This window comes from Paenibacillus donghaensis (assembly GCF_002192415.1).
GTDB lineage: Bacteria > Bacillota > Bacilli > Paenibacillales > Paenibacillaceae > Paenibacillus_AQ > Paenibacillus_AQ donghaensis.
Map to the genome: position 1 here is coordinate 4272458 of NZ_CP021780.1, position 14597 is coordinate 4287054.

General features: G+C 53.2%; 10 protein-coding genes. 2 read left to right on the forward strand and 8 right to left on the reverse strand.

The genetic code is table 11. The features are described from left to right. Window positions 1-59 precede the first annotated feature (59 nt). Window positions 60-3737 carry a dynamin family protein gene (locus B9T62_RS19705; RefSeq protein WP_087916849.1) on the reverse strand — a complete coding sequence of 1226 codons (3678 nt, stop codon included), beginning with the start codon at window positions 3735-3737 and terminating at the stop codon, window positions 60-62. Window positions 3738-4160: 423 nt separating this feature from the next. On the opposite strand from B9T62_RS19705, the gene B9T62_RS19710 reads away from it, so the two are divergent. Beyond that, a complete protein-coding gene (locus tag B9T62_RS19710; protein WP_087916850.1) occupies window positions 4161-4739 on the forward strand; it encodes a TetR/AcrR family transcriptional regulator in 579 nt (192 codons plus the stop codon). Window positions 4740-4766: 27 nt separating this feature from the next. Further along, window positions 4767-5441: an HAD family hydrolase gene (locus tag B9T62_RS19715; protein ID WP_087916851.1), complete on the forward strand. Its 675-nt coding sequence runs from the start codon at window positions 4767-4769 to the stop codon at window positions 5439-5441. Between the two features lie 194 nt (window positions 5442-5635). Here the strand turns inward: B9T62_RS19715 and B9T62_RS19720 are convergent, their stop codons facing one another. From B9T62_RS19720 to leuD, 7 genes are all read right to left on the reverse strand, one after another. Continuing rightward, on the reverse strand, window positions 5636-5902 hold the full coding sequence (locus tag B9T62_RS19720) for an NAD/NADP transhydrogenase alpha subunit (RefSeq protein ID WP_087916852.1): 267 nt from the start codon (window positions 5900-5902) through the stop codon (window positions 5636-5638). 2 nt (window positions 5903-5904) lie between these two features. Then, window positions 5905-6615 carry an endonuclease III gene (gene nth / locus B9T62_RS19725; RefSeq protein ID WP_087916853.1) on the reverse strand — a complete coding sequence of 237 codons (711 nt, stop codon included), beginning with the start codon at window positions 6613-6615 and terminating at the stop codon, window positions 5905-5907. A gap of 209 nt (window positions 6616-6824) precedes the next feature. Continuing rightward, window positions 6825-9764 (reverse strand): S-layer homology domain-containing protein, encoded by a 2940-nt coding sequence (locus B9T62_RS19730; protein WP_087916854.1) that lies wholly within the window; start codon window positions 9762-9764, stop codon window positions 6825-6827. A 33-nt stretch (window positions 9765-9797) separates the two neighbouring features. Continuing rightward, on the reverse strand, window positions 9798-10466 hold the full coding sequence (locus B9T62_RS19735; protein WP_245863929.1) for a GerMN domain-containing protein: 669 nt from the start codon (window positions 10464-10466) through the stop codon (window positions 9798-9800). A gap of 106 nt (window positions 10467-10572) precedes the next feature. Then, window positions 10573-11994, reverse strand: a complete 1422-nt coding sequence (locus tag B9T62_RS19740) for an N-acetylmuramoyl-L-alanine amidase family protein (protein ID WP_087916856.1) — start codon at window positions 11992-11994, stop codon at window positions 10573-10575. 158 nt (window positions 11995-12152) lie between these two features. Further along, the gene (locus B9T62_RS19745; protein WP_169834410.1) at window positions 12153-13784 is read right to left on the reverse strand and encodes an N-acetylmuramoyl-L-alanine amidase; all 1632 of its coding nucleotides are present in this window, start codon (window positions 13782-13784) and stop codon (window positions 12153-12155) included. 186 nt (window positions 13785-13970) lie between these two features. After that, window positions 13971-14573: a 3-isopropylmalate dehydratase small subunit gene (gene leuD, locus B9T62_RS19750; RefSeq protein ID WP_087916858.1), complete on the reverse strand. Its 603-nt coding sequence runs from the start codon at window positions 14571-14573 to the stop codon at window positions 13971-13973. Window positions 14574-14597: the final 24 nt, after the last annotated feature.

Below are 14597 nucleotides of genomic sequence, written 5' to 3' on the forward strand. Positions count from 1 at the left end.
TTCTTTCATCATCGGTAAGATTGCAAGCCTTCTTCGACATTTTCCTACAAATTTCACAGTTATTTGTCCACGATATCGTCGAAAGATTTCTCCAATTGCTGAAGCTGGCCTCCCAGATCGGCCCAATGCTCCGCTGAATCACCCCCTTTCAGCAGACCCGACAGTGCCTGCTCCTGTTCAGAGAGCAGCTCCTGCAGCTGCTCAGCTGCCTGTGCCTGTGCGCTGGCCGCCTGCGCGGCATAGAAGTCAAGCAGCGGCTCCTCCTGAAGTGCTGCCGCCTGCGCGGCCGCCTCTTTCAGAAGCGGCTCCAAAGCCGTTCTGAGCTGGTCCCGGCCCGGCCCTTCGAAGAAATGGCGCGGGTTCTTGAACATATTCCATAAGGCAGACATGTCCGGCGGAGGAAGCACACACTCCAGACTTACCGGGGAAGACCAGTCTGTGCCGGACTTCTCCAGAAGCTCCAGTTCCTCCGCCGGTATGGACAGTTCTACCGCTGCCGCTGAGGTCGCCTCCTGAACCAGCTTGCGGCCGGCCGCCTCCAGGCGCAGGGTGGTAGCCCACAACTCCTGTTCCAGCTCCCGCTGTGCCGTCCGCCATAGCTCTGCTCCGCAGGCGGAGAACACATCCTTCAGACTACCGCCCTGCTCACGCAGCACTGAAGGATGGAAGGATTCCTGGAACCAGCGGCCGAAGGCGAAGCCCAGCCGCTGGCGCACATGGTAGACAAGTTCCTTCCCTTCCTGCCGCAGATCGCGGGCCGGACGCTCCTCACTAGCCAGCAGTGCAAGCCGCTGCTCCGCCAAACTGCGCCGCTCCTGAAGCTGGCGCATTCCCGCCTCGCGTTCACCCGCTTGCCGGGAGGCCAGCTGCTGCCATTCCTCGGCCCGGCGGCGGACGGCAGCCAGACTCTCCTTCGCTGCGTTAAGTGACAGCCGGGGCAATTCCTCCCCGGCAAACGCCCATAACGTCTGCTCGAACTGGAGAAAGCCTGAGCTTGCGAAGCTGTCCTGCTTCTGCTGCGTTTTGCCCTCCAGCGCCAGCAAGCTGGACAACGCATAAATCCGCGGCGCCCGAAGCCCTGCTGCCCGCAGGTTCTGCAGCACATGGTCCTTTACCTGCTGCAGTTCATCTTCCCCGGAGGCCAGATCAGAGGCGTTGAGAATAAAGAACATTTTGTCGAGTGCGAAACTGTCCTTGATCCGCCCCAGCTGGGCAAGCAGCCCGCGATCAGCCTTGGAAAAGGCATGGTTGTAATAAGTTACGAAGCAAATGGCATCCGCGTCCTTCATATACCCGAAGGTTACTCCGGTATGCCGGGCATGCAGTGAATCGGCTCCCGGTGTATCGACCAGTACAATTCCGCTCTCCGTCAGGGGACAGCCATAGTACAGGTCAATTCCCTTGATGAAGCAGGCGCGCGACTCCTCGGCCACCAGACCGCGATATTCCTCCAGGTCTACGGTTCTTACCGTGCCCAGCCGCGGCTCGGCTTCCGCCCAGCCTGCGGCCGCAGCCCGCAGGAATCCGGCATGAGGCAACGCCGAAGGGTGGATTCCCCGCAGCGGGAGTGCTTCGAGCGCGGCAACCCATGAGTGGCGCTGCGGCGTGCCCAGCTGCAGCACATCGAAGGAGTGGGTGATATCCTCCCACACTTCTTCGGGGCTCTTCATTGTCACGGCGGCGCTGCCGTGCCGGAAGTCCCCTTCCGGCGCCAGAATACGGCCGACGGCGGCTGTGGCGGGATGCGGAGACACAGGCAGCACCTCTTCGCCCAATAGCGCATTGGCGAAGGAGGATTTGCCGGCGCTGAACGCTCCGAACAGCGCCAGGGTGAAGCGGCCGCGGCGGAGGTCCTCCGCCCGTGCCGCCAGGCTGCGCGCGGCCGAAGCCATCGCCGGCTCGCTGCGCAGCAGCCCTGCCGCGGCATCCAGCGCCGCCGCGGCCTTGTTCAGCCGGCGGCGCCCGCCCGCCGGCAGAGCCGTGCCCGCCGCTATGCCTGCGGCGGCGGGGGCCTGCCCGGCCGCGCGTTGCGGCCGGGCTTCACGCGCAACGCCGCCCGCAAGAGCGGGGGCGCGCGGGGTTGCCCTCACCGCCGGCAGCAAGCCGGGGGTGAGGGGGCGGCGCGGCGGCAGCAGCGCCGCAAGGGCCTGCGCGCGGGCGGCAGCCGCGCGGTCAAGGGCAGCGAGCGCGGCGGCGGCCTGCGCCTGGCCGCTGAGCGCCTGCTCGCGGCGCGTTAGCTCCGCGCGCTGCGCCTCCAGCAGCGGCGGCAGCTTGCTCAGCAGCCGCTCGCCCAGGTCAAGGGCGGCGCGGCGGTAGCCGCTCTTGATCTCTGCCGCCACCGAGCGGCAGAGATTCAGCAGCGCCTCGCCCGCAGACCCGCTTCCCGGCTTCACTGCAGCAGCCAGCCAGTCCTGGCTTACCACCGGGAACTCCTGCTTCAGAGTTGCCTCCGCCTCCTCTGACCACAGCCCAAGCTGCTCTCCCCAGCTGCGCACCTCCTGAATCAGATGCCACTCCAGCTGCGCGGACAGCTCTTGGGACAGACCGGCATGCCAAGCCTCAAGGCGGCTCCACCGCTCCTTCTCCCGCCTGGCCGCCGTGGACAACAGCCCGGTACGGAAGCCCGGGCTTACGCTCTCGACATAGCTCCCCGCCGCTTCCCTTACGTTCGCCGGCATCAGGTTCGTATTGCCGAGCAGCGCATCAACACGGCTGCGCAGCCCGGTCCGGGCCTGCTCGGGCAGGAGCTCCAGCCGCGCATTCGCTTCACTCAGCGACTGAAGCTCCTGCTCCACAGCTTCCGGTGCGTCAGCCAGTAGACCCAGCAGACGTTCGCGCTCCTCCTCCTGCTGCTCGCGGAACGCCTGCACAGATAATTCCGCGGTATGCTGAAGCGAACGCTGCAGACTGAATTGCAGCAGCGGCTGCCGCTGTTCCAGCAAGCGGCCAATCAGGCCAATCAAGCTGTCCCACTGGTTCAGTCCATGATCCTGAACCTTAAGCGAGGTGAAGAGCAGTCCTTCATACTGGACACCCCAGCCCTGGAAAGCGCTTTCCAGCTGCCGCTGATAGAGCTTGATCGAAATCTCATCCTCGCGGTGCTTGTCAATCTGGTTGACGATCAGATACAGCGGCTTGCCCGAGTCGCTTAGATTCTTGGCAAAAGCGAGATTATTCTCAGATTGCACATGGTTGTAGTCCATGACATAGAACACGATATCGGCAAGGTGGAGAGCGGACTGCGTTGCAGCTTGATGTCCCTCATCCGTAGAATCCACGCCTGGCGTATCGAGCAGCACGCCATAGCTGCCAAGCAGCGGAGCCTTTGTCCATACCTCGATGGCCGAATATTCGGCGCCGCTCCGGCACATCTCCGCCAGCTGGGCGGGAATGCCTTCGCTTGGCAACTGGACCGCCAGGTCCTCTCCGTTCCGGGAATGGACCCGCACGCGAGGCTTGCCATGGCGAATCGATACAATGTTCGCACTGGTAGGTACAGGACCGGAAGGCAGCACCGGACTGCCGCACAGCCGGTTGATCATGCTTGACTTGCCTGCCGAGAAATGCCCGCAGAAGCCCAGCGTCAGCTCGGCGGCGCCCGCCTTGCGTTCCAGATCGGCAATAATTTCTGCCGACCCCTCATCCCCCCACAACTCCATCTGCTTTTTTAGCCGGTGCAGCAAGGTGGACAGTTCACCCACAGCTTCACTGCTCCGTTTTACCTGTTCTGTTCCCATCACGACCCCGCCTCCGCTTTATACTCAACCTCATTTTCGTATCGTTCAGCCCGCTTGGGATGTTTACACTGTCTTGACACAAGAATAGAATAATTACATTTTATCACCAGTTCGCCACAAATCAAATACACACTACTTACAAAATAACCTATAATCCCCCATAAAAAGCGCTACTATTATCGCTATATCCTCTAACCCCCTAATTTGGATTCGAGTATTCATAAAGATCCGATTCAATGCCATCTATTGCTACTTTTGCAATCTCTTTTGGATTAGACTTGGGTCCGTGAAGTTTATCATATTTTAAAAGGTCAAATACTGATAATCAGTTGCTTCTACACTTCAATTAGTATCTTGCAAATTGACATTATGATAATATGATGAATATAATATTTTGTAACATTTTTTGTAGAGGGTGTTTAAATGCCATATCCTAAAGGTCATAAAGTAAAGGTTCGCAATCATATTCTTGACAGTGCTGCTCAAGCCTTTAGAAAGAATGGGATTCGAGAGTCAAGTGTCCCTTCTATCATGAAGGGGGCTGGCTTAACACATGGGGGATTTTATTCGCATTTTGAAAGTAAAGAACAACTGATTGCTGAAACGTGTAGCAATATTGTAAATCATACTATTGATATTTTGCAGACAGTTGCGCTAGAGGAGAATACCGAATCGAAATTCGATGCCGTTATTAATTATTATTTAAGTCCGTACCATCGAGACCATATCGAGGGGGGCTGTATTATACCGACACTTTCCGGCGAAATATCTCAGTCTTCAGAAGAGATAAGAGAAATATTTAGTCAAGAGTTGGATCGATTTATCGAATTTATCTCAGATATTGCAGGATGTGATAAGTCTACCGGCGGGGTAGTGCTGAGCATTATGATTGGATCGCTTATATTGGCAAGAGGTGTACAAGATCCCGTATCGAGCGATAACATTCTTGCTGCAGGGAGAACACATGCTATGAATGTTTTACATTCCAATTCAGCCAGATGAAGAATTTAATATTCGGGGGGAATCATTATGAAAAAAGCCATTTTCCTAGATTTTTACGGAACAGTTGTACATGAAAATGGACCACAGTCCTATAAAGTGATTGAGAGAGTATTCAATAGTGGAAATGCAAGTTCTCCGGAAGAAGCCGTGCTACATTGGAGTCATACGTTTCAGAAAAGATTAGAGGGCGCACAGGGGGATAATCATCGCTTACAGTATGACCTCGCTCTCGAGAGCTTTGAAGAAGTCCTGGACCATTTTAATTCTAAGGAGAATGCCAAAGAACTATGTGATCTGATGGTTGACCACTGGTGCAACCCACCAATCTATGACGACGCAAAAAAGTTCTTGAGATACTCAAATCTCCCCATTTATTTCGTGACAAATAGTGATGATTCATTCATAAATCAAGCTATAAATAACCACGGATTAAAAGCGAATGGAATTATTACTAGCGAGCAGGCCAAATATTCAAAACCTATGAAAGAAATTTTCTTGTATGCTCTCGAAAAATCGGGTTTGAAGGCTCATGAAGTAGTACATATTGGAGATTCATTGAGCAGTGATATTGAGTGCGCGAACGCAGCAGGAATAGAAGCAATTTGGTTAAATCGGTACAACAAACCTGTGCCTACAGGGATAACTGCAGCATCCAACTTTGAAGAAATCCCCAAATATATTAGCCTGAGTAAGGGTCAGTAAACACCTCCAGTTATGTTATAGAAGTAAGTATAATAGGCCAGGGTTCAGTCTTAATTGTATGTCCACAGTGAAATTGCACGCTTCTGTAATTCCAAAAAAGAAGTCCCGGCAGCCATCAAACGGCTGCCGGGACTTCTTGTAATCACACGGACTACATGATCCATGCGGATCACTTAGCCATATCTATGGGTAGCTTAAGCTGTTTCCAGTACAGGCAACAGGATTTCAAATACCTTGCCGTGCTGAAGAATGGTCAGGCCGCGGGCTTTGTCTCTCATCACAACAACCTCAGGCTTTACGGACATCCGCTCCAGGTAATGCTCAGGTACGTCGCCGGAATGGCTGATCGTGATGCCTTCAACTTCCTGCTCTTCATTCTCTTCCAGCGGGCTGTCCACTACGCGGTCAAAAATATCGGAAAATACTTCAAAATTATTGGTGTATACAGAAATGCATTTCATCTCTATCCCATCCTCTTCTTCATCTCTAAGTCTTTAACTGCCGGCTGCTTGTTCTTAGTTTTGCTGACTACAGCCGTTTTCATACGTTTCTTGCCTTCCCGGCACACATCGAGCAGCGGACAGACCTGACATTGCGGGTTCTGCGCCTTGCAGTGGTACCTTCCAAAGAAAATCAGCCGGTGATGCGTCAGCGTCCATTCGTCTCGCGGGACCGCCTTCATCAGCTTCTTCTCCACCTCCAGCACCGAATCCTTCCAGCCAGCCAGGGCCAAACGTTTGGATACCCTTTCCACATGGGTATCCACAGCGATGGCCGGCACGCCAAAAGCATTCGAAACCACGACATTGGCCGTCTTGCGCCCAACACCCGGCAAGGTTACCAGATGATCATGAGCCTGTGGAATTTCGCCGCCGTACTGTTCAATCAGAATGGCGCAGAGGCTCTGAATATGCTTGGCCTTGTTGCGGTACAAGCCGATTCGGCGGATATCTCCCTCCAGCTCCTCTGCCGGAACTGACACATAATCAAGCGGCGTTTTGTACTTCTGGAACAGGTCTACAGTAACCTTATTGACGGTCGCATCTGTGCATTGGGCAGACAGCAACACCGCGATAGTCAGTTCAAAAGCGTTGCTGTGATTCAGCTCGCAATGTGCGTCCGGGAACAAGTCACCGATGGTATCCAGAATGTGGCGGACTTGTGATGCATTCATAAGGTTCCCCCTCTACGGAGCAATAACCTCCGGTACAATCGCGAGGCGTCTTCTCTGATGTAAGGAAATATAAGCAAAGTATGTATTGTAACGTATAGTTTCATACATTTCAAGCAGATACATGACTGGCTGTATATTTCAAAAAAAACGTCTTGAAGCAGGAAACCCTGATTCAAGACGGTGATTCTCACGGAATTCCACCATTAAGCTTATTGTTTCGCAATCTCAACTACAATATCGTTATTGAAATATACTATAATATTATCATTTTCTTTGAGAGATTGCACGGATAATGTAGTGTCACCTTGATGAATATATACATTTGGAGCCAAATAGAAGTTGTAATTGTTGTCATCCAGATTGGTGCGTTTCACTGTAATCTTATTATTTGCCGCATCGAAGCGGGAGAACATCCGGCTCTGCTGCGGCAGCACCCGGATCAGGGTTGCACCGTCGGCATCTTTTCTGACTTCAATCCGGTCAGCTGCAGTGATAGTGCTGAGGGCAGTGCTGGTAGCCGAGTCACGGGTAATTCTGACCGCACCCGCTACCGAAATATTCTGCACAGTACCCGTGAAATCACGAATCGCCATGGCTCCGGTAGTTGCATCCACTGCTGTAACCTGTCCCGCAATTACCTTCACCAGTTGGATTGCAATCGGTGAGCTGCCATCAAAGGTAATATTCAGGAAATCTCCAGCCTTCAGGTCAGCCAGATTAAGCGCTTGTCCACTCTCATTTGTAATCGGACTAACGGAGGTATACATTTCTGAAGTGCCCCCGGACCACTTCACACCCAACTTGCCGGCTGTAGTATTCACGGAAGCCACTTCCACCTGCATAGCGGATTTGACGCGCAGCACGGCGATGATATCCTGGTTCTCCGACAGAACGGCTGTAACTGCACTATTAACAGGAATATCAGTAATAACAGCATTTTTGCGGCCAAAATAATCAATACCTGCCGGATACGGCAAAGTGAGGCTCTCCCCATTGGTCGTCTTCATGGCGAAGGTTCTGCTTGAAGTATTTATGGCAGTTACCACTCCCTCATAACCTGTGCTGATCTTCACCGACAGCGCCCGCTGTCCGATGGAGACCACATCCACCTTACGGTTCTCGGCGAGCCGTAGTGCCATGCCGCTTATGGTTGGTGTTGCCACGCCATCATAAGCCAGCTTGGTATTGAGGTCTAGCTGAACGACATGTGGTTTCTTATTGCTGTCTGTAATGGTAAGCAGCTGAGTTTTGGTATTATAGTCCACTACCACCGCTGCGTTGTATTGTTCAATCTGGCGGCTTAACACTTCGATCCGGGTAACCTGTTCACTTGCATTCAACGTCAGCCGGATATTGTCCCCGCCTGTCTGGTCAGCGATCAGATCGGCAGTAACCGGGTTTACCGTGTTGGGAATGCTTACGGCCGGGGTGGGTGCCAGCAGTTTAACTTCTCGGGTGCCATCGGCTTTTTTGTAAACGACGGAAGAATCCGTCAATTCGAACAACACGCCGTCCACCGTGCGTTCAACTCCTTGGGTTACCTCTACCGAACGGATCAGATTATCCTTGATCGTGTATTTCACAGCTGAATTCGGCTTCAACTCAGCCGCGGTCAGTACCGCATTTGCTGATCTGAAAATCGTTGTACCATCCTCCCAAGCAAAGGTCTCCGCAGCACCCTCGGCATTTTTGAAGCTGATTTTTTTGCCTGTGAGGTCAATGCTCTGGATCGTGCCGGTATTGGTCTTATTCACCACTCCGGAAGTTACCTGGACCTTAACCACTTTATGGGAGCCGCTGTAGGTTTCACGGTGCAATGTGACTACACTGCCTGTGGAAATCGCCGCAGCATCTATCTTGTTGCCGTTCCCATCCACAAACGGAGTATCGGCATCATAGAAATATTCATCATATGTTGTTGCCGACTCCAGCCAGAGCTTGTTTCCCGGCACAATTTTGGCGAGACTGCCGGACAGGGTCTCCACCTGTGGTGTAGGATCAGTTACTTCAATATAAGCAGCATTGTAGGTTGAGCCGATAACCGTTACTTTGGTGTAGGGCTGCAAGTCGTTCAAGCTGATTCTGGCCTCGGAGGTGCTGGTGAAATAAGCGGTATTCGCATTCAGATTAAAGGTCGTGTTGAGGCCGCTCCCGTCGCCGAACAGAGACAGCTTGCCATCCTTCAGCTGGCTGATCGTACCCTTGGCGGTGTTGTCATACTCCAGGGTATTATGGGCCTCTGCCCGGCTGAAGAACGTAGTCAACTGCGCACGGGTTACCGCTCCTTGGGGATCAAAACGTTTGCCGTCCACGCCGTTGGCCAGGCCAAGACTTACCGCTGCGTTAATGTACCCGCGTTTGCTGGGAGATACCTTAGCGTCATCAGCGAAGCCCGTAGGCTGATTGCCGACTGCAGCGGCGTCTCCGTCTTTGCCCAATGCACGGATCAACAGTTCTGCCACCCATTCGCGGGAAGCCGCACGTTCGCCCCATGAAGTCTTGAGATTGCTCTCTGCCATCTCTGCCGTCTTGTTCAGCAGCCCTTGCTGCAAGGCATACACTACATAAGATTTATAATAATTGGACACCTTGAAATTATCCGGCAACACTACAGACGTATTGGCATCCACATTGCCCTGCAGCTTCATGAAACGCAGAGCCATAAGTACAGCTTCCTGCTGGGTCACAGAATCTCCGGGACGGAATTGTCCGTTGTTCCCGACCACAATGCTCTGGGAAGCCAATTTATAAATATGTTTTTCGGCCCAAAAACCGGTTTTTACATCTTTGAATGCTCCGGTGACCGTGGCTGCTGCTGGCGATATTGTTGGTGCTGGTGTTGCTGTTGCTGTTGCTGTTGCTGTTGCTGTTGGTTTGGCTGTCGCTGTTGGTTTGGCTGTCGCCGTTGGTTCAGCTGTCGCTGTTGGTTTGGCTGTCGCTGTTGGTTTAGCTGTCGCTGTTGGTTTAGCTGTCGCTGTTGGTTTAGCTGTCGCTGTTGGTTTAGCTGTCGCTGTTGGTTTAGCTGTCGCTGTTGGTGCGGCGAACGCCGCGCCGGCTCCGCCGAACACCAGTGTTCCTGTAAGGACAGCAGATGCTACCTTGGAAGAATAGGCACTCAGCGTACGTTGTGATCTTTTTTGCGCGGACAATAGGTTGTTCCCCTTTCTATATCCCAAAAAAAGTTATTGGTTGCTGCCCTTTGTAAATGGATGCTCCAGATCGACATGGCCCATCAGACTCTCAATCTGCTCGCCATCTACCAGCACTTCGAGGCTCTTGACCTCCGGAAACTGGAAATAGGTCTGGGTCAATGCGCTGATTGCATAAGCTTCCCCGCCCGCTCCGAGTTGAGCTTCCACCGGTTTGTGGATATCAATCAATACCTGACCGTCGGCAAATTTCAGCGACAACAGCTCAATTTTTTCCCACAGCGGTACCAAATCCTTGTTCTCGCTGGTCTGCAGCGCCTTGAAGGCTTCGGTATATTTCTCTGTGTCGTCCGCGAAGCTGATTTCAGCCTTGGCAGGCACAAGCTCCATAATCTGTGAATCTGTGTAATACACATCAATGCTCTGGCTCTGCTTCTCGGCCGCTGCAGGTGACGTTTCCGGAGCCGGACTGGCGGTTTCCGCTGGTGCCGGTGTCTGTGTCGGTGCCGGGGTGCTTTCTGCATCGTTTGAAGCTTCCGGGGCAGTATTGCTGTTGTTCTCGTCGGCACCGCTGGCTACAGCCGGTGTAGCCAGGTTCGCTCCGTTATTCGGAGCCGCTGCCGGTTTATCCCCACAGCCGGCGATTACCGCCATCAATAGAATCGCTATACCTGCTGTACTTAGTTTAGGTCTGATCATCATTCCGCCTCCTTTAGATGAATACAGGCAGACAGCTACTGCAAAGCGGCTTAGCCCTGGTTGAAGGGCGCAAGCTGACTTTGCAGCATATGTCTGCCGCGTACAACATTTATTTCAGTCCGAGATATTCTTTGATTCCTTTGACCATGGAGGCCGCAACCTTGTTCTGCAGCTCTTCTGTAAACAGCAGCGCCTCATCCTTCTTGTTGCTGAGGTAGCCGATCTCAAGCAGCACCGCAGGCATTTTGGTCTCCCGGATCACATGGAAATTGCCGTAGCGCACTCCACGGTCGCTGAGTCCGGTTGCCTGAACGAGATATTTGTGCATCACAGCAGCAAATGCCTTGCTCGACTCCCTCTGGTAATAGGTTTCCGTGCCGCTGGCCGCTGTGGACCCGCTGTTGGAGTGAACAGAAATGAACAGGTCTGCTTGGAGATTATTCGCAATTGCTGCCCGCTCCTTCAGCTCCAGGAAGGTATCATCACTGCGGGTCAGCACCACATCAATATTGTTCTCTTGCTTCAGCAGCGCTGCCGCTTTAAGGACGATGGCCAGATTTACATTCTTCTCGTATTTGCCCGTTACACCCACTGCGCCTGAATCCTTGGCTCCGTGCCCGGCATCCAGCACTACCTGCTTGCGTCCGCTGTTTCCAGGTTGGGTAGTTGTATCCGCAGGATTCGCAGCATTTAGGTCAATGACGATCAGCCTGGAGCTGTCATCACCGGAAATATTCACATTATAATTCTTCGCTGAATTTAGGTCGATCACAAAACGAACAGTATACGGGCTGGTATTGTAAAGGGAATACCTCACTCCCGATACATCCGGATGACCTGTCACCGCCAGACTGCCGTTCAGATCAGGACTCAATAGCTGTCCTGTGCCGAACAGGTCCGAGAAGGTGGTATTGGGCAGATCGATTACGATCCGGTTCGGACCCGTAATCTTCGATACTGCGGGATCTGTGTTGCCGCTGATGGCAATGCTCAAGCGGTTCTCATTAAAGCTGAGGCCGTTGACCAACGCCAGATTGCTGGTGGTCTCCTCCGAAGGTGTAGCTTCTCCTGTACCTGCTCCGCCGTTATCTGCGGGTATTTCCGGGGTAATAAGGTCTACGATCTTAGCCGTATTGTCCCAATTGACCGTAAGGCCAAACTGCTCACCGATGAAGCGGATCGGCACCAGTGTCGTATCCGTGCGAAGCACTGGAGCTTCGGTCAGAATTAAAGTCTTGTCGTCTACCGATGCTGCCGTCTGATTGACTGCGAGTCTGACAATTTTGCCCTCTTGCTCAATAGTAATGGTCTTGCTCTGCTGGTTCCAGCCCACCTTATAACCCAGATTCTCGGCTATCATCCTGAGAGGGACCATAACAGTGCCATTTACATTCTCTACCTGGGTGTTCTGCCCTGCCTTTAGTTCCTTGCCGTCCAGAACAATCTTGCTGTTCACGGCAGCGGCATGTCCTGTTTGCGGAATAAACCATACAAACAGCAGCACCAACAGCATACAACCTAATTTCTTCATCCTTCACCTCTAAGAATCTAGTATTCCGCCCGAGAACGGCGTTCATGATGCGTAGCCTGACAACCTTCGACCTCTATTAGACGCCTGTAATCCTTAAAAGTTGCGAATATATTCCATAGATTAACCCGAAAGAGTTACCGAATTATTCTTCCTGCCTGCTATAAACCGAGATACTCCTTGATTCCTGCTGCGATTTCTCCAGCCAGCCTGTCCTGCAGAGCTTCGCTGTACAACAAGACGTCATCGCTGGTATTGGTCAAATATCCTGCCTCCAGCAGCACCGCAGGCATACTCGTTTCCCTTGTCACATGCAGGCTTTTGCTGCGTATTCCGTTATCCTTAAGTCCGGTTCCCGCCACCAGATGCTTATGCATAATCCGTGCCAGCGGCAGACTGTCACTGCGGGAATAGTAGGTCTCGCTTCCGGTAACCTTGCTCCAATTCTTGATCGTAGAAGGCATGGCATTGGCATGCACGGAGACAAACAGACTTGCCTTGGCCGTCTCGGCGATCTTCACACGGTCTGCCAGGCTGAGTGTAATATCCTCTGAACGGGTATACACCACCTGTACCAGCCCTTCAGCTTCCAGCACAGCTCCCGCCTTGCGGATGACCGCGAAATTAAAGTCCTTTTCCTGCTTCTTGGAGACACTGATCGCTCCGGGCTGTGACCCGCCATGACCGGCATCCAGCACAACAACCGGCTTGCCATTCAGAGCCAAGTCTGCCGGGGCTGAGCTTACCGCGTCTACGTTCAAATCAATGGTTACCAGCCCTGTGGCTGCATCCGTGCTCAGCATATAAGGCTGGTCCGCCAGGGTCTCGATTACAAAGCGTACAGTTGGCGGACTGACAGTGAACAGAGCATAACGTATATCAGTGATGCCGGGGTATCCGCTGATATCCAGCTTGCCCTGGTAACCTCCGTTGCTGCCTGCCTGCGGCAGCAGGCCACTGCCCGTGAAGTCCGCAGCGAAGTTCGCTCCAGGGAAATCCACAACAATCCGGTCAGGACCCGTGATCTTCGTGACGACTGGTGTCACACCGCCCGAAGCGGCAATGATCAGCTGGTTCTCCGCGAAGATGGCACCTTTGACCAGCGGCGCTTCCACAGCGGTGTTGCCGTCCTGCGGCAGCGGGCTGGCTGAAGATCCCGGCAGGTATTCGATTGGAGCCGGCGTCTGTGTTGCCGTTCCGTTGACCGGCACCTGACTGGCAGTTGCGCCCGGAGTAGGCGACGGGACAGCGCTTGGCTGCGGCGTATTCACAGCCAGCTCCGGCGCGCTGGTTCCTGCCGTAGTGCCAAGGCTGCCCGCTTCGGTAACGCTCTCATTCACCGCTGCGCCACTGCCCGTCAGATACACGGTTTTGTCCTTGTTGTCCCAGCCCACCTTCAGCCCAAATTGCTCCCCGATGAAGCGGATCGGCACAAGTACCGTGCCTCCTGACTGTTTCGGGGCGGCGTTAAGGTCCAGACTCACACCGCCTGACGTGGCCTGCTTGCTGCCTACAGCCAGCGCTACACTTTTGCCTGCCTGCTGTACGGTAACAACACGCGACTTCTGCTCCCACAGCACCTCAAAGCCCAGATTCTCCACCACAACGCGGATTGGAATCATTACGCTCCCGTCCACATTCTCCAGAACAATTCCACTGGGCAGCGGCAGCTCCCGGTTGTCCATAATGATCTTGCCCGGTCCTGCTGCGGCAGCAGCTTCACGGCCAGTGAAGGAAAGCAATAACAGCGGTAGTAATAATAGCAGCAATACCCTGTAGCTGGTTCTTCTCATTCTTTTCTCTCCTTCTGCTAATTGTGGACACATAGAGTTGCCGGACACGACACCATTCTCCAAACTTTTCCTCTCCGAATATGAATATACTGATTATAGCAAAAAAACTTCTATTTCCGACAGCCGGAAATAGAAGTTTTGTGTAAAATTTGTAAAACCTTCTGCTAGACTTCCCGGCCCAGCAGTTTAGGAGAACAGCTTGGCTGCATGAAGTTCCTCATAAGCTGTAATCTCGTCCGCATGCTGAAGCGTCAAGCCGATATCATCCAGCCCCTGCAGCAGAAACTGGCGGCGGTGCTCATCCAGCTCAAAGGTAATCTCCAAGCCGTAATTGTCGTTCAGCTTGTTATTCTCAAGGTCAACGGTCAGCTGATATCCATCATGCTCTGCGGTGCGTTTAAACAGCTCATCCACCTGGCTCTCGGACAACTTGATCGGCAGAATCCCATTCTTGAAGCAGTTATTATAGAAGATATCTGCGTAAGAAGGCGAGATGACGACCTTGAAGCCGTAGTCCAGAATGGCCCAAGGTGCATGCTCCCGGGAGGAGCCGCAGCCGAAGTTGGCCCGTGAGATCAGCACTGAAGCCCCCTGGTAACGCGGCTTGTTCATCTCGAAAGTTGGATTGTCCTGACCTGCCTCATCAAAACGCCATTCATAAAAAAGAAATTGGCCAAACCCGGTACGTTCGATCCGTTTCAGAAACTGCTTTGGTATAATCGCATCCGTATCTACATTAACCCGGTCTACCGGGGCTACGATTCCTGTTAACTTTGTAAATGCATCCATTATATGATCCTCCCGCTTTCTCTT

Coding starts and splice junctions, on each gene's coding strand:
- B9T62_RS19720 (WP_087916852.1), bottom strand. CDS start 5,902: ATGAAATGCATTTCTGTATACACCAATAATTTTGAAGTATTTTCCGAT.
- nth (WP_087916853.1), bottom strand. CDS start 6,615: ATGAATGCATCACAAGTCCGCCACATTCTGGATACCATCGGTGACTTG.
- B9T62_RS19735 (WP_245863929.1), bottom strand. CDS start 10,466: ATGATGATCAGACCTAAACTAAGTACAGCAGGTATAGCGATTCTATTG.
- leuD (WP_087916858.1), bottom strand. CDS start 14,573: ATGGATGCATTTACAAAGTTAACAGGAATCGTAGCCCCGGTAGACCGG.
- B9T62_RS19705 (WP_087916849.1), bottom strand. CDS start 3,737: ATGGGAACAGAACAGGTAAAACGGAGCAGTGAAGCTGTGGGTGAACTG.
- B9T62_RS19745 (WP_169834410.1), bottom strand. CDS start 13,784: ATGAGAAGAACCAGCTACAGGGTATTGCTGCTATTATTACTACCGCTG.
- B9T62_RS19710 (WP_087916850.1), top strand. CDS start 4,161: ATGCCATATCCTAAAGGTCATAAAGTAAAGGTTCGCAATCATATTCTT.
- B9T62_RS19715 (WP_087916851.1), top strand. CDS start 4,767: ATGAAAAAAGCCATTTTCCTAGATTTTTACGGAACAGTTGTACATGAA.
- B9T62_RS19740 (WP_087916856.1), bottom strand. CDS start 11,994: ATGAAGAAATTAGGTTGTATGCTGTTGGTGCTGCTGTTTGTATGGTTT.